This window comes from Sphingobium yanoikuyae, assembly GCF_013001025.1.
GTDB classification, from domain to species: Bacteria; Pseudomonadota; Alphaproteobacteria; order Sphingomonadales; family Sphingomonadaceae; genus Sphingobium; species Sphingobium yanoikuyae_A.
On sequence record NZ_CP053021.1, the window covers coordinates 1,589,724 to 1,606,969 of the forward strand.

Here is a 17,246-nt window from a genome sequence, read left to right on the forward strand (position 1 = left end):
ATCATGGATCCCGTCGCTCTTTGAAGTTTGAATCCCCGTCAGCCATCCCGTTATCGCGATCGAACATCAGTCGTCCCGAACTGAGGATCGACGACTGCTCCATGGATGTGATCGGACCGGTTACATCGACGGTACCGCGACCAGCATCTGCCTGATTCAAATACCGGTTACGCAGGCCGTTATTGCCAAGCACACGTTCGCCCAGTTCACGGGTAAAAACGTCCTCTGGACGACTAGAGCGAGCGGCTGATTTCTCGGCGGACGCGATTGCCTCCCGAACATCATAGTTCACGATGTCGATCGAAGAGCGGGCCGAGACCGCCGCAATTCCTCGATCCGAAATGTCGGCGCTCAACTTGCCCGTCAACGAGCCTGTAGCGCTACCTTTGGCGTCACCTTTTTCCTCGCCGCCTTTGCTGCCCGAGCCAATTCCGCGCGAAGTTGAAGCTGTTAGATCGCCAGAGATACTCTGGCTGTCGGCTGTGGAATGCTCAGCCGACCGCGACAACGACCGTTGCCATCCCGTCTGCGCGATGATCGCGGTGACGTCGCGTTCCAGCGTATCGGCTACCTGCGGCTTCAGCCGCCAGTTGCCGCGCCGGTCCATCTCGAACCCGCCACGCAGCCAGTTGGCCATGGCAGCCTGACCCTCCGGGCCACTGCCGAGGAAATGCTCGATCGTGTCGGGGCCCGCCTGTTTGCCGGCCTCGAAGCGGGTGCTGGTGTCATTGCGCGCGGACCGGCTGAACCCGGTGCTGCTGGAGACGAGCAGGTCGTTGTGCGCGAAGCTGAACCTGGCATGCCCGCCGCCGGCGATGGCGCCAAGCTGGCTCTCGTTGATAAGGCCACCGCGCCACATCTGCCCCGCGAGTTCGGGCGTCAGATTGAGGCTGAGATCCCCGTTCTGGTCCATGGCAATCTGGCGCTTCGACATCTCGACCCCATGCGCCCGCAGCAGCGCCTGGGTGCGGGTAAGACGCTCCCGCTCGACGATCCCGGTCAGGCGTTCGTTGCGCGCGCGATCGGCGATGCCTTCCGCGCCGCCCTCGGCCATGTCGACCTGGTTGCCGGCGGTACCGGCAAGCGCGCGGATGAAGGAATCGAGACGCGCGGCTTCTCGCACCGATACACCGGCCGCCGCCGCCCCTTCGGCAAAGCCCGCATTGTCCGCCTGCCGCCGCTGTTCGCCGATCTGCGCGTTATCGCGCACGCCCTCTGGCCCGATCTCGCGCTGGGCGTCGAGCTTGCCCGATCGCTCGGCGAAGTCGTAGCCCGCGGCTTCGCGCGTGCGCCCATAGACACTCGTGCCCTCGCGCGCCGCCTCGGCGCTCGCACCATCGGCGGTCCCGACCTGGACGGCGGCATTGTAGCTCTCCAGTCCGCGCAGCACCTGCGCTTCGCTCCGCCCGGTCGCGCGGGAAAGCTGGCTGATCGCCGTCGAACGCGCTTCTCCCGAGAGGGCATTGATGAAGCCAATGCGCCGACTGGTCTCGGTGACGGACAGCCCGAGCATGGCTGCTGCCTGGCGCTGGCCCTGGTTGCCGCCGGTGCGATGCGCCTGCTCGGTCGCGACATTGCCGCGCTCGATGGCGGCGACCCGGTTCCCCGCATAATCGCGTCGTCCCTCCATTGCGCCGACCTGCTTCTCAGCCGCGGTCAGGTCGTTGCGCAGCATCTGCTCCTGGTCGAAGGCGTTGGCGGTCAGCTTGGCGAAGGTCGGATCGGCCCCGGCCTGGGCGATCACGGTCGATGCCTTGAGCGCCGCGTCCTTCGCGTCATAGCCGCTGCGCTCAAAGTGCCGCTGCGCGCCCGACTGCATCATGTCGTAAGCGCGCTGGTCGCCGAACGCCTTCCACTGCACCATGTTCTGCGCGAAGGCGGCAAAGGCCCGTTCGCCCGACTGGCCTTCCCCGAAATACGTCGTGCCCAGCTTTCGCAAGGCATCGCCCTGGGCGAAGTTATGGATGGCCGATGTCGCGGCATTGGCGCGAACGGCGCGGGCCGTCGCCGGATCGCTGAGGTCCCGCCCGGCGAGAGCAGGGGAGAGACCACCCAGTTCGCGCGCGGCGTCGGTCCGGCCAAGCCCGAACGCGGCTGTCCCGCTTGCACCGCCACCCTGTTCGCCGAGCACGGTGCCGGAGGAGGCGAATGCCCGGTCGAGACCGAAACTGCTGCGCTCGCCGAAGTCGCCGAACCCGGAGGATGCCGACCGCCGTGCAGCCGTCCCGCTCGCCGACGCCTGCGCTTCAAGTGCGGAGGCGTAGCCCTCGCTGGTCCCGACCGTCGCCGCTGCCATGCTGCCCTGGCCCTGAACCCCGAGCATGCCTGAGGTGAAGGCGGTGAACATGTTGCCCGAGAAGCGGAACACCGTGAACACGAACGCGCCCGCCAGGCCAGCGGCAGCAGTGCGGAACGAGCCGAAGATGGCGAGCGCCTTCATCGCCGCCGAGGGCGCGAGAATCCAGCTGTCGGCGGCGACATTGGTCGCGCGCAGTTCGGCCAGAACATCCATCGCCCGTCCCAGGGTGAGCTGGTAGATGCCGGCATCGATCACGCCCCACAGCGCGACGAAGACGAAGAGGCCGAGCGCGAAGCTTGCGACCCTGAGGTTGATCGGCGTCAGGATGAACAGCAGCGCGATCGGCATCATCATCAGCATGATCGCGAAGACCGAGGCGCGGATGGTCGGCATCCACTCGTTGGCGGTCGAGAGCGTGGCAAGCCCGTTGGACTCGATCGCGCGGTTGGCCATCACCCGCGCGGTGGCCGCTGGCGAATCCTCGAACAGCGCGTCGCCCACGGTCTGGCCGAGCAGGATGTTGGTGAGGAACTTCTGCCGGCTCATCGACTGGCCCAGCATCATCTCGCCCAGGCCGTCGATCTGCTGGCGGCAGCGATCGCGCTGGGCCGTCTGGGTCACATCGAAGCCGGTGCGCGCGCAGACCTGTTCGCTGTAGGCATCGAACAGCGTGGAATCCGACAGGCGCTCGGAGATGTGGCTCCACGCCGCCTCGCAGCTCACCGTCGTTCCCGCCTTGTCGCTCGCCGTGAACACCGTCGAGAAGGTCGCAGGGCCCGCCATTGCCGCGAAGGATGCGGGAAGATCGGTGGAGGTCCGGAAAAGCTGATCGTCGTCGACGCCGTAGGCCGGGGAGACGCGCGCCACCGGATAGCACTGGCGTACATAGTCCTTCACCGTCGCATCGAGGAAGGTGTCGACCATCGGGCTTCGCGGAGAGACCGCGTTCAGGAAAAGGTCGAACGCGTGACCACCCGCTCCGAACTCGAGCTTGGCGTTGGGATCGGTGGTGTTGTCGTCGATCGTCTCGGCAAGCGCCCGCTCCATCAGGTTGGTGACGCCGGCGACCAGTACGATGAGATTGGGGACATCGCCGACCGGCTGGTAGGCGTTGCGCACCCGGTCGTAGACATGGACCGTGCCGGTCGTGGCTATCATCCCGGCGAACAGGCCGATGCCGACCAGCATCTGGAAGCCGAAGGCGACGAGCCCCATGCCCGAGCCCCGGATGCTGGCGATCACCGCGCCGAAGGCGATGCCCGTCACCGCGATGATCACCACCAGCGTCTCGTAGCGCGGATCGCCGAAGATCATCGCGATCAGGTGAAAGGCATCGACCGTCTCGGAAAAGCCGTCCCAGGTGTAGTAACTGGAATCGATCGCCAGCGCGGGCGTCGCGACAAGCGAGCCGGCAAGGATGATCAGCAGGCGAAGAAAGGAGCGCATGGCGGGCCTCACCGGTTACGATTGGCGTTGGCGCCCGCGGCATCGCGGGCGTCGCGGTCACGCTGGCGCACGACACCGGCATAGCTGGCGGAGAGGTTCGCCTGGTTCATCGCGGCCATGTAGGACTGGCGCATCTGCGCGCGCTGGCGCAGCACCTCGTCACGCAGTTCGCGAAGCTGCTCGATGCCCTTGGTGAGGATGCGCGTCTGGCACACGTTCGTATTCGCCGAGTCCGCCGCGCCCGCCGTAGTGACGCCGCGCTCGGCGTTCTGGAGGGCGAAGTCGATCGAGCGGGTCAGGTCATTGAGCATCTGGTAGGCGAGGGTGAGCGCCACCAGTTCGTCGGTGTCGGCGATGACGCTGTCGGTAAGGCCCTGGCGAACACCCCATTCGAGCAGGCGATAGACCGGCAGGGTCCGCACGTTGGCGACAAACTGCTTCTCCTCGCTCGTCAGCGCCGAGCGGGTGCGGATCTTGGCGGCGACCGATTCCATCTTCTCGCGCGCCAGTACCAGCGCGCCGCGACCGGCGCCGTTCACCGAGCAATCCGCGGCGGTGGCGGGAACGTTGAGCGCACGGGTCGGTACACGCCCGGTCAGGAAATCGTCGGCGCTTTCGGTGTCCTGATGCGGGCAGGCGGGAATGGCCGAGAAGATCGGCGCCTTGTCGTTCGCATCCCAGCGCATGTAGACGTCGCCGACCCGGGCCCGCATGACGCCCGCCCAGTCCGAAGCGCCGACCCGGGCGGCGGCATGCGCGAGGAGCGAGCCGGTCTTGAAGATCTCGGTCACTTCCGCCGGGCAATTCTCGAGCGCGTCCTTCAGGTCTTCGGTCGGATTGCCCTTGTTCGCCTGGAGCTTCTCGCGGCTCTGCTGCCAGCTGTTGGCATAGCCCTCGCGGATCGACTTGTAGCCGGTCATCTCCTCGAGGATCCCCGACATGTTGTCGTCGCCCTTGGCGATCTGCACCATGCGGTTGGCGAGGCGGCAGTCGTTCACCTGGATCGAGTTCAGGTAATTGGTCGCTGCCTCCATCTTCGAGATGATATTCCCCATCTTCTCGTCGAGGGTTTCCAGGAGATACTGGAAGGCGACCGCCGGCGCCGCCTGGAGGATCGTCTCCAGCTTTTCGACGAGATATTCCGGATCGAGGAACGACATGCCGCCAAGGAACATGTCGATGCCGCCGCAGCCCGCCTTCACCTTGGGGAGCGTCAGGCTCATGAGATAGTCGTCATGGACATCGACCCGGCCCGACATCCCGCCCGCGGTCACATAGCCGCGGGTCTGGTCCTCGAAGCTTCCCGGCGAGGTGTAGGTGACATTGTCGAACCAGCTTTCTGCCCAGCTCTGCGCATGGGCGGGAACCGCGTGGCCGCACGATGCGACCACCAGGAAGAGCAGGAAGGCCGCAGCGCGACGGTTCAGACGGTGTGGATTACATTCCATGGCGGGCATCCCGGTGAAGTGGAAAGGTGACGCGGCCCCGCCATGATCAGCGTCCCTTCGGGTTGGAGGAGGCCGGCACCCTCACGCCGACGATCCCGGTGAATTTGGACATGGCGCGCACACCGACGGTGGTCCGCGCCCCGGTCAGCATCCGGGTCGCGAGCCAGGCATTGCGCGCGATGTTGGGTCCGTGGTCCGTACCGATCGCGATCGGGACCATGCGGTTCGAATCCGTGGCCGCGCGAACCCACGCGACCGGGTTGCCGACCCAGGGGAGCCCCAGGCGCCCCGAGCGCAGCATCGCCTCCTCGGCGCCGATGGTACGAACCTGCCAGCCATAGCGGCCGCGGAATGCGAGAAGCTTCGTCCAGAGATCGCCGCAGGGCAGGCATCCGGGCGCCGTGCTCATCTCGATCACATAGAGCGATGCCTGACTACGCAGCATGGTCTCGAAGTCGGGCGGAAAATCGCGCGTCACCGGCACGCGCGATAGCCACCGGCGCATGTCGGCGGCCGTCGATACCGGGTGAATGGCGGCCCGCCTGGCGATGTCTCTGTTCGCCGCCTGCTGCGCTGAAGCCGGCTTCGCCGCGCAAAGCCCTGCGGTGATCAGCAGGGCGTATCCGAGGCGAACTCTCCCCAAGCAGTTCATGGCCGCGGCTCCCGTGCATCGACGAGATCGCCGCCGATCACGCGCGGATCGGTCGAGGAGACCGGACCGTTGGCGAGCGCATCGAAGAAGCCGTCTTCCTCGCCCGCAGCGGTCAGCCACTGCTCGGGGCGGATATCGCCGCTGAGCAGCCGGACCGCCTGGTAGGCCATCTGCGCGATGTTGGGGTAAGTCTCGACGCCGGCGGCGATGACCATGCGCTGGGCGCTGTTCCGGCGGATGACCATGGTCGTCGGTGTCACCTCCACCCCGAAACGCTGCCCGAGCTCAGGCTTGCGGTCGAGATCCATGAGGCTGACCTGCCAGCCCATCTCGTCCTGGAAACGCTGGACGATCGGCCACTGCACGCGGCAGTAGCCGCAGGACGCGCGCGCGAACATGACGAGCGCGAATTCTCCCGCCTTGGCGCGCAGATACTGCCGGCGCAGTTGGTCCTTCTGCGCGCCGAGCACATCGCGCGCCTCGCCGACCATCGGGTTCGCCGCCCTCGCATTGAGCTCGGGATGTGTGAGCATGGCGAGCTGGGTGACCCCTGCGAAAGCGCGGGCCTTGCGCCGTGCGAAATCCTGCAGCCGCCAGAAATCCGATACGGCCTCGACGGTAAGCACGGTCGCGGCATAGTCGCGCTGCTGTTCTATCAGCGTGCGGATCTTCGGCGGCGTCCAGGTCGCCAGTTCCGCCATTGGCGGGATCACCGGTTTTACCAGCGCGTCCGGATCGGGCTTCTCCTCCTTGGCCTTCTCGACCTTGGGCGGCGCCTGATACCACCAGTAGCCGCGGCTGCCACTTTGCGGGCCGGTACGCCCGGCCGCCTGCGCCAGCGCTGCCTGGGTGGGCAGAAAAAGGGCCGCGGCGAGGGCAAGCCGCCGCCTCACAGCAGCTTCTCCATCCGCGTCAGACGATCGATCGCGACCGGCCCGTAATAGCGGCTGTCATATCCATCGGGATGTTTCGAGCCGACGAAGATCATGCCATCGGGAATGTGCGTGACGCCCGGGCGCCAGTGCGTCAGCGCCTTGCCGCCGCGGCCGACCGGCTTGCTGACGCCCATCAGGCGACCGTGGCAATAGTACCAGCCATTGCCGGGCTGGCCCAGGCGAACGGTCTTCTCGATCATGACGATCGGCTCGCCCGGCATGCAAAGCGCATATTTGGTGACATTTACCGGTCTGGGACCCGCCACCGGGTCTGACAACATGAACGATACGAGATCGCCGCGCCCGATCGGGCCGGGCGCGCGATGCACCACCCAGGCATCGATCGACGTGGTCATCACCAGCGTCATGTGCGGCATCGCCCACCAGGCGAAGAGACCGATCGGGAGGACGATACCGTAGGCTTTGAACAGCTGCTCGGGCCGCGCCGGCTGGCCAAGGCCACTGGCGCCGAGCGCCACGGCGGCGCGCAGCGGCAGATCCATGGCCTCGCGCCAGAGCCGCTTACCGGCGCGCCAGGCGAGCGAGAGCATCCCGCACCTCCTCTCCGCCGCCGAGGCGGCCATATTCCTCGAGCAGCCCGTCAAGCGCCGCGTCGCCGAACACGAGATGCGGCGCGCGCGGGGCCGCTTCGTCGCGCTCGCAATAGGGCTGGGTGGGATCGCCGGGGACCATCGCCAGTGCCGGCACCCGGGTGACGCCATGCTGGCGGAAGACCAGCGGATCGACGATCAGCTGCACGTTACGCATCGCGCAGCCGGGCCCTTCGCAGCCCGGATCGATGCGCAGGATCGCCGCCGACAATTTCGCCATCGGCGCGACCTTCCGCATCCCGCCTGGCATTCCCCGAAACGCCATGACGCCGCCGGCACGCTCAAGTTGGCCCGCATAAGTCCGCAGCGTCGCGACCGGCATGGTGGACGACACGAACAGCACCGGCACCCAGCGCGTCTCACCACCAGCGGAGACCACGCCGGCCAGAGCCGCGGCTTCGGGCTGCTCGAGTCCCAGCGCCTGCGCGACCCGGCGACCGGCCGTTTCCCGCTCGGCGGCGAGCGCTTCGCGCGCGGCCGCGACGTCTCCTTCCGCGCGTTTGACCATGGCGGGATCCGTCTTGCGGCGGCGAAGCCCTTCGAAAGCGCGCCGCTGCGTGGCGGTGTCCGGCTTCGTCGGCAGAACGGGCGAGGGGATGGTGCGGTCCTTCGCCTTGCCGGCTGCGCGCTTTACGCGCTCCATCGCGTCCGCGCCATGGTCCTCGATCCGTGTGCGGGCGTTTTTGTGCTGTGCCTGTTCAGTCGCAACCGGCGGCTCGTTAGCCTCTGCGACGGTCGCCAAACAGGTGGACCCGACCAAGTAGACAGGGCAAGCCACGAGGAGGGCGCGCCTAGTTGCTGATCGTCTGCAAATAGGCATCGATCTTGTCCTTCATGTCGATCTGGATTTCGCTCTGGGCGCGCGCTTCGATCTCCTCGTAATATTCCGAGAGATCCATCCTGCTGAAATCGAGCGCCTGGAATTCTTCCGCGGTGAACCCGCGGCAGTAAGGCTTCTTCGCCGTGCCCCAGCCCTTCTCGGCGAAGCTCTTGAGCTGGGGCCGTCCCTGTTCCTGGATGATGCGGCCAAGCTTGGTGTTGAAGCAGCAGTGGCCTTTCGCCTTCTGCACGCAGATGCCGAGGATCTTCGAGGAGCAATAGCTGCCCACCTCGTGGCACATTCCCGAGCCGCGCAGCATGCCTACTTCCATGTCCTCCTGGTCGCAGCCCTGCAGCAGCACCTCGATCATGAAATTGACGGCAAGGCTGATCGCGATCGAGGTGGGATCGAGGCCGACGATGATCGCATTGGCGCCCGCGCTTGCCGCCTGGCTCGCGGTCGCCCCCGCCTTGAAGGCGGTGTAAGCCGCTTTAAGCCCCGTGAAGACGCCCTTGGCGACGGCGATCTTGGTCGAGATCGACGAGATCGAACCGCCCATGCCGTCCTTGACGATCTTCCCCTTGTCCTTGCAGCAGTTCTGGAACGTGGTGCTGAGACCTGCGGGGCGACAGCGCGCGGCGCGGCCCGAAAAGATCTCGATCGTACCCAGGCAATTGCCGCCCGCATCGACGCCGCCGTCGGCCTCGACCCCGGGATCGTCGAGCGCCGCGTCCTCGACGACAGGATTGGCGCTGGTGTCGATGCAGGTGTTGGCCGAGCAGGCGGCCGCGCCGCCGCTCGCGGGAACCTCGCATGCGTATTGATCGCCGAGCGGGCAGTGGAGCGCGCCTGCCGTGTCCGCCTCGCACGTCGTCTGGCCGATCGGGCACATCCATCCACCCGAAGCGGTCAGATGGCAGGCGGCCGTTTCGCCTTCGTCGGCCGCATCGCCGTTGCCGTCGAGATCAACGGCGCAAAGCTGCTGCGCGGCCGCGCCTGCGGGAAACACCAGCACGCCGGTCATAAGCAGCATGGCCGCTGCAAGGTGGGACCGCACGGCACTCATCGCACGCTGCTCGTGCAGACCATGTCCGCCCCGCCAAGGCGCACCGTCTGCATCATCACCGCCGCCTCGGGAAAATCATCGAGACAGCCGCAGCCCTCGACGAGCTCCTCGCCGTCCCCGGCCGGGCAAACGTTGCTGTCCTGGCAGGTGCGGTAGTAATAGTCCCAACCTGTCGGATCGGTCTGCTTCGATCCGGTTACGCCATCGGGGGCGACTGCCGTGTTCCCTTCCGCCTTGCGGGTCTTGCAGATCGGCTCGCAGGCGCTGACGCTGCCGCGATCGGGCATGGAGAAACTGCGGGTGGTGAGGCTGTAGCTGCCGTCGGTATTCGCCACCCGGTCGGCTAGCAGGGTCTCGGTCGAGTGGTCGATGATATAGGCGCCGCGCGAGAGATCGGGCTCGGCCGATGTTCCCAGATCGACGGTGCACCGGTAGGTTCGCTCGCGCAGGAAGAAATCGCGAGCGACCTGCGCGGTGCAGGCGCCGGTCCCGAACACCCGCGTCTGCGGCAGCGGGGATAGGCCGGTGTTGACGCCGCTGCGAAACGTCGTAACCCCGTCGACCACTTCATCCTGCAGCCGGCAGGCATCGTTTGCCCCATAGCCGGAACAGGTGTCGACGAGCTGCTCGCTCGTCTTGCATCCGGTATCGACGCTGGCATCGATCGCGGCATAGGCTTCGCCGCCTTCGGCCACCGCAACGCGCAGCCAGATGTCATGATCGCCTTGTGTCATCCGCGAGGTCAGATCGAGCGCGGGGTTCAGGTAGAAAGCGCCCTTCTTCTCGCATTTGCCCGGCGGCAATCCGGTCCCGGTCCAGCTCTGCGGCCCGGAACCCAGCAGTTCGCCGTCGATGCGGATCTGCGCCCAGTCATCCGCGCCGAAGCGGGTGAGGAGGACCTGGCGCAGGCGGTCGCTGTCCTTGACCCGCAGTGTCATGTGGAAATCGAAGATCGAGCAGGATCCGCCCGAGAGGCTGTTGTCGGACGGCGAGCCCATGAGGAAGGTGACGTTCTGGGAGCCCGTGACAGAGGTCGCATAGCCACCCGCGACCCGGTCGATGATCTTCTCGATGGTGATTTCTTCCTGGGTGATCTGCCGGGTGATGGTGCAGCTACGGCTGACTTCGGACGTGCCGGTGCCGGTCGAGGAGGCGGCGAGTGCCTGGAATACGCTGCTGGCCTGCGCGGCGGCGGAGGCGTCGCTCGAGATGGCGCCCGGATTGCTCTTGTACGCGGTGGCGCCGACATCGGACTGCGCTGTGCACGAGGTCGTCTGGGCGCCGGTGTAACGGATGACCGGCCCCTCGATCGACGCTTGCGAAACGGCGATGCGCGCGTCCGACGTGGCGAGCGCGCCGACGACGCCGCCGCCGAGGTCCTTCAGCACCGAGGCGATGTTGCCCCACACCAGGTTATTGCCGCAGCTGTTGTTGACGCAGTAACAGCCGGCAAGCTCGGTCAGATCGACCTCGCTGAGCTTGAGCGCTCCCGAAGTCGCGGTATCCCAGCGGAAGAACCGGCAGGCATCCCACGTCCCCGGGGTGCAGGAGATGATCCCGTTCGCGCAGATGCCCGAGGTCACGACGGGTACCGTCAGCGCCTCGTCGAAGCTGCCGTCGAGATCGCTGTCCCGCGAAATGCTGAGCGTCCCGATATCGCCGGTGGTATTCGGCTGCGCGAGCAGTTCCAGATAAGTCGCGGTTTTCTGGCAGGCGAGATCGGGAGTGAACGCTTTGGAGGAGTCCACCGTGGTGATGCTCCGGCCCGCCAACCCCGGCGTCACGTAGTTATCGAGCAGCGCATCGCTCTCAGCGCTTTTGGCGCGCGCGGCGGCGGCCGCGGCGCGGGCGCGGTCCTCCGGCGTCTGCGCGTGCAGCGGCGCGCAAAGCCCGAGTACCGTGACAAGGAGCAGGGCGCGCGCCTTCATGGCTGGATCTCGCCTGGAACCACGCCGCGCGAGCCGCGACGCAAACGAAACAGCAGGACGCCGCCGTCGCTGACCGGCCTCTCGGCCCTGAACACGGCCTGCCCCTCGAAGACGGTCAGCGTGGCCGCGACGACAGACGGCGAGGAGGGGAGCACCGCCTGTCCATCGTCTGTGTTGAAGGCCACGCCGACCGTCCGACCGACACCGCAGGGGGGAAACGGTGCCGGTCTGACCGCGATGGAAACGCTCGGGCTGAGGGGCTGACGGGCAGGCCACCGGCTGATCCCGGGCGTTTTCACGCGGTTGTCGGAAGGCGACCTGCTCACGGCGTCGATACTCCCGCGCAGCAGATCGTCTTTTCAAAGAGCATGAACTGGGCGTTGTCCTTGCCTGGCGCGTGCTTCGCGCTGGTCCAGAGCGCACCGGGCCGGCCGACATTGACGCAGCTGCCGCCCTTGACCGGCTCCATCAACTGGAACTTGTAGCGGCTCTTGGTCCACACCGGTTGGGGGATGAAGGAGCAGCCGTCGGCCGAACTGATTGTGAGCGCGCCGAGCCTCCCCATCATGAAGAGGCCGCGCGCGGCAAGTCCCGCCCAGGCCTCGACGCTGTCCCCGAAATGAATGTCGCCCGCAACCGGATAGGTTGCGCCCCACGAGCCCATGCACCAGAACAGCGGATCGACGACCTTGCCCGCGGCTGCCGCAGCGCTGTCGGCCATGCAGGCAAGTCCCGCGGCCGGATTGCCGAACAGGATCGCCTCGGGCTGGATGATCGCGCCGAGCGTTGCCGATTGCCAGGTTGGCAGGACTTCGGTGATGAGGGCGACGTCGAAGCCGTCGTCCTCGATGCACGGCAGGTCGGTGAACATGTCGAGCATCTTCCAGACCGGCGAGATGTAGTAGTGCATCTGCGCGAACATCTTGCGCGTGTTGGTGCCGTCGGCGAGGCTGCTCTGGCTCCCCTGCAGCTTGCCGCCCGTCGGCATGATGTCCGCGCCGAGCGCCATCATGCAGCCCGGTTCGGTCACCACATCGACCATCCTGTTCGGCGACCAGAAGCTGACTTTCACCCCGAACCAGAAGGTCACGCCCTTGCGACAGGCGCAGAGCGGCTTGGAGGCCGACTGGGCGTCGAGCGCCTTGCCGAGCGGTTCACTGGGGCCGACCTTCACGCCGCCGATGGTGATCGGGAAGATGCAGTTCCAGCGCACCTTGGTGATCGGGTTGAACGCCGTGCCCGCTTCGCATTTGGACGCATGGGCGGGAGCCGCGACCGCCAGTGCGGCAAAGCCGCAACCCAGCGCGAGCAATCTGCGAAGCGACAATAGTTTCATCGCACTGCGCTCCGGTCGGTTTTGCGCCTGTCGACTTCGGTAAGCACGAGCTTCTGGCCGTCCTGCGCGACGATCACCGGCGCGACGGTCAGGCCGAGCCGCGCCTTGACGCGTTCTTCGAGTAGGAACAGCGCGCGGCCGTGCCGTTCGCCCAGGGTGATCACATCGGCATCACCGGGGCCTCCTGCTGCAAGCAGGATGAAATCGGCCGGTCTTGCGGTGCGTAGCGCCCAGTCAAGCTCGCGCGGATGCACGACGATCAGCCGCTGGGGCAGCGACACGTAGGCGAGCGGGTTGAAGCTGTAGCCCTTGGCATAGAGCAGCTTGCCCTCTGGCAGGCGGATATCCTGGTCGAGCGTATAGAAAGGGACCACCGTGCGGGTCCGATCCGCGTGGGCAATTCCGAGCGACGCCGCCTTCATCGCCGACCAGCGCTCGCGCGGGCCGAAGGCCCTCGTCATTTCGGGAACGCGCGCCGCCTGGCCCTCGATCTCGCGCAGCGCGTCGGGTTCTGCGATCGGCCAGGTCCGACCGATGGTGCTGGTCTCCGCAAGGGCCGCTGTCGAGGTCGCGAAGGGAAGGGTCAGCGTCGCCAGCGCGTACACGACTTGGTTGGGGCAATGTGTAGACCTAGCGACCATGACGACGTCTCCATCCAGGCTGGCCGCCATCGCGATCCTCGCCGATCGCCGCGCTGATCAGCGCTGCAGTCGCAATGATCGCGGTAATGACGACGAGCAGGCGGAACCGATCGGGCACGGCGGGCAGCTGCCAAGCGATGCAGGACTGCACCAGCAGCAGGCCCTGGCTGCCGAGCACCAGACGGATAGGCCCCGGGGCCGGTGTCGAGGAGAAGATACCGTTCACCGCTGCCTCCACTGCCGCACCTGCGCCTTGAGGCGCTCGCCTATCTCGTGCCAGGGGACGAGGGTGAGACCGGAACTCGCTGCGCCAAGACCGGCGGTTACGCCGATCGCGACGGCGCTTTGGAACGGAGCATCGAGGGTTCCGGAGAGGGCAAAGGCCAGAAGCGAAGCGTTCGCGATGCTAACACCCAGAAGATTGATGTAGCTCAGCCGCGCATAGCGCCGTTCCGCTGCGATCACCGTCACGATAGCGTTTGCCACCGCTTCCATGCCGATCACCTGGTTCTCCAGGCTTCGCGCACAGGCGAGAAGGTCGCGAAGATCGTGGGCCGGATCGCCCTTCGCGCTCATCGTGCCCTCCACGGCCGCAGGTGCGACACCAGCTTGCCGCAGGCGCCGGAAAGACCGATCAGCAGCATGCCGCTCGCAAAGCAGGCGGCCGCGACGATGATCCCGGCGCGCAGCGCGGGCAGGACCGGCTGGTGAAGCGCGAGGCCGGCGATCGTGACCAGCGCGCCCATCATGAAGGTTTCGATGGCGACCAGCCGCAATCGCCAGCGGATAGCTGCTGCTTCTGCTCGCTGGGCCACGCGCGCTTCGATGGCGGCCTGCACGGCCGGGTCCTGCTCCCAGTCGAGCAGCAGCTGGTCGGGATGCGGGGAGGGCGCGCGTGTCATGCCGAGGCCCCATCCGATTGGCCATCCCAACAGCGCTCCCGGCCGCCGGCATCACCCAGGATTTGTACAGGATCGACGCCGGCCAGTTCGCACACCGCTTCCAGCGGGCTGCGCCCGGCACGCAGCAGAGCCTCGAAGGCGGCGACCTCGCCTGGCGCCGAGGTGTTGATCCAGTAGCTGAAGGGATCGACGACCAGCCGCGCGATCCCCAGGCCAAGCGGCGAATCTATGAACACTTCGGAATAGTTCGGCTTGGCGTTGCGCACCGATTTGAGGAGGTCGAGGACGAAGCCCGAATAGTCGAGGATCTTGTTGTCGACTGCCTTGTCGTAAGTCGAGCCCTGCAGCAGGAATTTCGTCGCCGCATTCTCGAGGATCACCTGGCCGGTGCCGCCGAAGAGCGTCAGATCGTTCATGCTCTGAAGGACGATCCCGAAGCTGCCCTGGTATTTGCGCGCCCGGCGATAGCCCTGGCCGAAGGCTTCGGCGAGACGCGAGAGATCCTGCCCGTCGCTACGCGTCATGAACTGGGCGGCCTCGTCGCACAGCACGAAGCGGGGACGGCCGCGGTCGGAGAGATAGAGCTCCTGGGTGACGGCATTGACCACCACCATGACGATGACATTGAAGAGGTCCGGCAGCGCTTTGAGCCGTTCGAGCTCGAGCACGACGAATTCGTCGCTGCGGATATCGAAGGTCGAAGGCCCGTTGAAGAAATGGCCGTAAGCGCCCCCGGACCCGAAATCGCGCAGGTTGAAGGCGAGCTCGCGCGCGACGGGCACGAGATGCTCGACGCGGTCGAGGTCCGAGACGGCGTTCTCGGGATAGCGGCCGAGCCACTCGCGCACCGCATCGATGCCGTCCTCGCCGCGCCCGCCATCGACTGTCCACTGGACAGCGGACTTGAGGAGATTCCACTGCGAGGTGGTAACGGGCTTGCGGGTGGCGGCGTTGGCCATTTCCGCGACGATCGCGACCGCCATGGCGATCGCCGACTGCTTGTCCTCGCCGTCGAGCGCGAGCCCCATGTCGAAGGGGTTGAGGACGAGCCGTTCCTCGCCGATGTCGATGTAGCGGCCCGAGCACAGCGTGCAGAGCTTGCGATAGCTGCCGCCGATATCGATGATCCGGATCAGCGCGCCTTGCGCGTAATATTGCTGGCACAAGTTGTTGAGCAGGAAGCTCTTGCCCGCGCCGGACTCGGCCGAGACGATGAAGTTGTAGTTGTTGATCCTGGGATCGAAGAGGTCGAGGGTGATAAGCTGACCCTTGCGGCCCACGTACAGCAGCGCCGGGCGCCCGCCCCCGCGAAAATCGGTCTGCACCGGCGCCATCAGCGTCGCCGCCTTGACCGGCATCCGGAAATCGCGCTCGAGCAGCTTCATCGTGCGCTTTTCGGGATAGAGGCCGAAGGGCAGGCTGGCGGCGAGCAGCACCGGCAGCAGATAGCTCTCCTCCTGGACCATGAAGGGTAGCGGTTCGGACTCCCACAGTCGCTTGGCGCGCGCGGCCATGTCGCGCGCGTGCGCACTGTCGCGGCCCAGCACCCACATCGTCGGGATCACCGCAACGAACCGGCTGTTCGAGGCCTCGTCGAGGATCCAGCCGATCTCCTCGATCTGCTTGCCGACCTCGACCGCGAAGCTGCCCGCTGCCTTCTGCGCGGAGAGGATCTGCGCGCGCTTGTGAATCTCGAACTGCGAATGGTCGAACAGCACCGAGAGACAGGAGAGGAATGGCCCGCCGATCTGGTCGCTGTCTTCGGCGCTCCCGCGCATGCCGCCCATCAGCCGGTTGGCGCGCTCGGCGGTGATGCGCCGCGCCGGCGCCTTGGGCGTCAGGCAACGTGCGACCTGGTTGCCGAGGAAAACTTCCGGCCCCTCGAAAAAGAGGTCGGGCCCCGCCTCGATGATCTGGCGGGCCACCGAGGGTGCGGGCATGCCGCCGACCCCATCCTGTAGGAAAACGCCGGGCGCAGACGCGAACACGCCGTTGAATATCCGCCGGTAGAAGCTGACAAGCTCCGATGGCGGCAGACGGCGGATGCCCATCTTCGCCAGTTGCTCCTCGACCTGCCGACGAAGGTCGGCGCCCAGCTTCACCCGTGTCTTCACCGCGAGGAACAGGCGAAAGTCGCGCACCGGGATACCGTGCAGGGAGGCGAGCCCGCGGGTTCCGGCGCGCAGATAGTCTGCGGTCCGCCGCGCCGAGGCCTGCACCAGCGGATCGGGCCGGACCTTGAGGTCGAGATAGGCGTCGAGCGCGGGGTCTATCAGCGGATCGGCGAAGGTGATGAGTTGCAGCACCGTCCCTTCGGGGAAATGGATGTTGAGCAGTCCGAGCAGCGCCTGCTGGACATGGGCGAACATGTAGGCGGCGGGAACGAGCTCCCAGGCCTGGCCCCAGCCATCGTCGATGCACAGGAACGCCTCTTCCTCCTCGACCCAGGCCAGCATCGGCAGGAAGTCGGAATAGGCATCGCGCGTCACCGTCGCGCGCAGGCGCTGGTAGCTGAGGCCGCCCCGTGTATTTCGCGCGCTCATGGCCGGCTCTCCGGTTCGAGGGCGTCGCGGCGTGCACTGGTGGCCAGCTCAGCGGTTCCTGCAGGATCGCTCTCGCGCGTGGTGCGCAACACCGACGGCGCGGGAACCCGGCCGCCGGGTTCGACCAGATAGTCGCCGACGACCCATATGGCCTTGTCGACGATCGAATAGATGTAGCGCGGCATATAGAGGCGACCCGGCCGCTGCTTGTCCGCATAGGGAAGGATCAGCGTGCGCACCGTTCGCGATGGCCGCAGCATCGGCGAGGAAGGGCTCTCGACCACTGCGCCGATGTTGGTGGCAGCGGGTTCGGCAAGGGCAGGGGTCTTTGCATCGCGGCGCTTGGGCTCTGCTGCCCCTGACGCTTTTCCCGTCTGGAGCAGCTTGCGGTCGTTGGTAACGGCCGGATCGGACTTGGAAGATCGTCCGGCCAGCGCGTCGGCATAGGCCTGATCGGGATGGATGCACTGGCCATGGTCGCTGTTCTTGCAGGAGAACTTCTCGCTGTAGGGCGACATCACCGAACCGACCGCAGCGCAGCTCGACAGGGACAGACCGATGAGGGGGAGAGCCAGCAATGCGGGACGTAGCGTGGTCATGTTCCTGTCTCCGGTTGGCG

General features: G+C 66.4%; 16 protein-coding genes. All 16 read right to left on the reverse strand.

The window, feature by feature from the left end; all coding sequences use genetic code 11:
* Position 1: 1 nt before the first annotated feature.
* Positions 2-3,745, reverse strand: coding sequence for a conjugal transfer protein TraG N-terminal domain-containing protein (locus tag HH800_RS08040; protein ID WP_169860744.1), 3,744 nt, complete (start codon positions 3,743-3,745; stop codon positions 2-4).
* An 8-nt stretch (positions 3,746-3,753) separates the two neighbouring features.
* Positions 3,754-5,193, reverse strand: a complete 1,440-nt coding sequence (locus HH800_RS08045; RefSeq protein ID WP_159365834.1) for a conjugal transfer protein TraH — start codon at positions 5,191-5,193, stop codon at positions 3,754-3,756.
* Between the two features lie 46 nt (positions 5,194-5,239).
* Positions 5,240-5,845 (reverse strand): hypothetical protein, encoded by a 606-nt coding sequence (locus HH800_RS08050; protein WP_159365835.1) that lies wholly within the window; start codon positions 5,843-5,845, stop codon positions 5,240-5,242.
* Positions 5,842-6,738 (reverse strand): conjugal transfer protein TraF, encoded by an 897-nt coding sequence (locus tag HH800_RS08055; protein WP_159365836.1) that lies wholly within the window; start codon positions 6,736-6,738, stop codon positions 5,842-5,844. Before HH800_RS08055 ends, HH800_RS08050 begins: the two co-directional genes overlap by 4 nt.
* Positions 6,735-7,331 (reverse strand): S26 family signal peptidase, encoded by a 597-nt coding sequence (locus HH800_RS08060; protein WP_159365837.1) that lies wholly within the window; start codon positions 7,329-7,331, stop codon positions 6,735-6,737. Before HH800_RS08060 ends, HH800_RS08055 begins: the two co-directional genes overlap by 4 nt.
* Positions 7,303-8,133 carry a type-F conjugative transfer system pilin assembly protein TrbC gene (locus tag HH800_RS08065; protein ID WP_246428390.1) on the reverse strand — a complete coding sequence of 277 codons (831 nt, stop codon included), beginning with the start codon at positions 8,131-8,133 and terminating at the stop codon, positions 7,303-7,305. The genes HH800_RS08060 and HH800_RS08065 overlap by 29 nt, the downstream gene beginning before the upstream one ends.
* Positions 8,134-8,182: 49 nt before the next feature.
* Positions 8,183-9,244, reverse strand: coding sequence for a conjugal transfer protein TraN (gene traN, locus HH800_RS08070; protein ID WP_419248221.1), 1,062 nt, complete (start codon positions 9,242-9,244; stop codon positions 8,183-8,185).
* A 29-nt stretch (positions 9,245-9,273) separates the two neighbouring features.
* Positions 9,274-11,205, reverse strand: coding sequence for a hypothetical protein (locus HH800_RS08075; RefSeq protein ID WP_169860745.1), 1,932 nt, complete (start codon positions 11,203-11,205; stop codon positions 9,274-9,276).
* Positions 11,202-11,390 carry a hypothetical protein gene (locus tag HH800_RS29005; RefSeq protein ID WP_234893134.1) on the reverse strand — a complete coding sequence of 63 codons (189 nt, stop codon included), beginning with the start codon at positions 11,388-11,390 and terminating at the stop codon, positions 11,202-11,204. Before HH800_RS29005 ends, HH800_RS08075 begins: the two co-directional genes overlap by 4 nt.
* Positions 11,391-11,527: 137 nt before the next feature.
* Positions 11,528-12,541 carry a TraU family protein gene (locus tag HH800_RS08085; RefSeq protein WP_159365840.1) on the reverse strand — a complete coding sequence of 338 codons (1,014 nt, stop codon included), beginning with the start codon at positions 12,539-12,541 and terminating at the stop codon, positions 11,528-11,530.
* Complete coding sequence (locus HH800_RS08090) at positions 12,538-13,146, reverse strand: conjugal transfer protein TraW (protein WP_159367926.1); 609 nt, start codon at positions 13,144-13,146, stop codon at positions 12,538-12,540. Before HH800_RS08090 ends, HH800_RS08085 begins: the two co-directional genes overlap by 4 nt.
* A 25-nt stretch (positions 13,147-13,171) precedes the next feature.
* Positions 13,172-13,408 (reverse strand): hypothetical protein, encoded by a 237-nt coding sequence (locus HH800_RS08095; protein ID WP_159365841.1) that lies wholly within the window; start codon positions 13,406-13,408, stop codon positions 13,172-13,174.
* Entirely contained in the window at positions 13,405-13,758 is a 354-nt protein-coding gene (locus tag HH800_RS08100) for a hypothetical protein (protein WP_159365842.1), read from the reverse strand. Before HH800_RS08100 ends, HH800_RS08095 begins: the two co-directional genes overlap by 4 nt.
* Positions 13,755-14,084: a hypothetical protein gene (locus HH800_RS08105; protein WP_159365843.1), complete on the reverse strand. Its 330-nt coding sequence runs from the start codon at positions 14,082-14,084 to the stop codon at positions 13,755-13,757. The genes HH800_RS08100 and HH800_RS08105 overlap by 4 nt, the downstream gene beginning before the upstream one ends.
* The gene (locus HH800_RS08110) at positions 14,081-16,627 is read right to left on the reverse strand and encodes a TraC family protein (RefSeq protein WP_159365844.1); all 2,547 of its coding nucleotides are present in this window, start codon (positions 16,625-16,627) and stop codon (positions 14,081-14,083) included. The genes HH800_RS08105 and HH800_RS08110 overlap by 4 nt, the downstream gene beginning before the upstream one ends.
* On the reverse strand, positions 16,624-17,226 hold the full coding sequence (gene traV, locus HH800_RS08115; protein WP_159365845.1) for a type IV conjugative transfer system lipoprotein TraV: 603 nt from the start codon (positions 17,224-17,226) through the stop codon (positions 16,624-16,626). Before traV ends, HH800_RS08110 begins: the two co-directional genes overlap by 4 nt.
* Positions 17,227-17,246 lie beyond the last annotated feature (20 nt).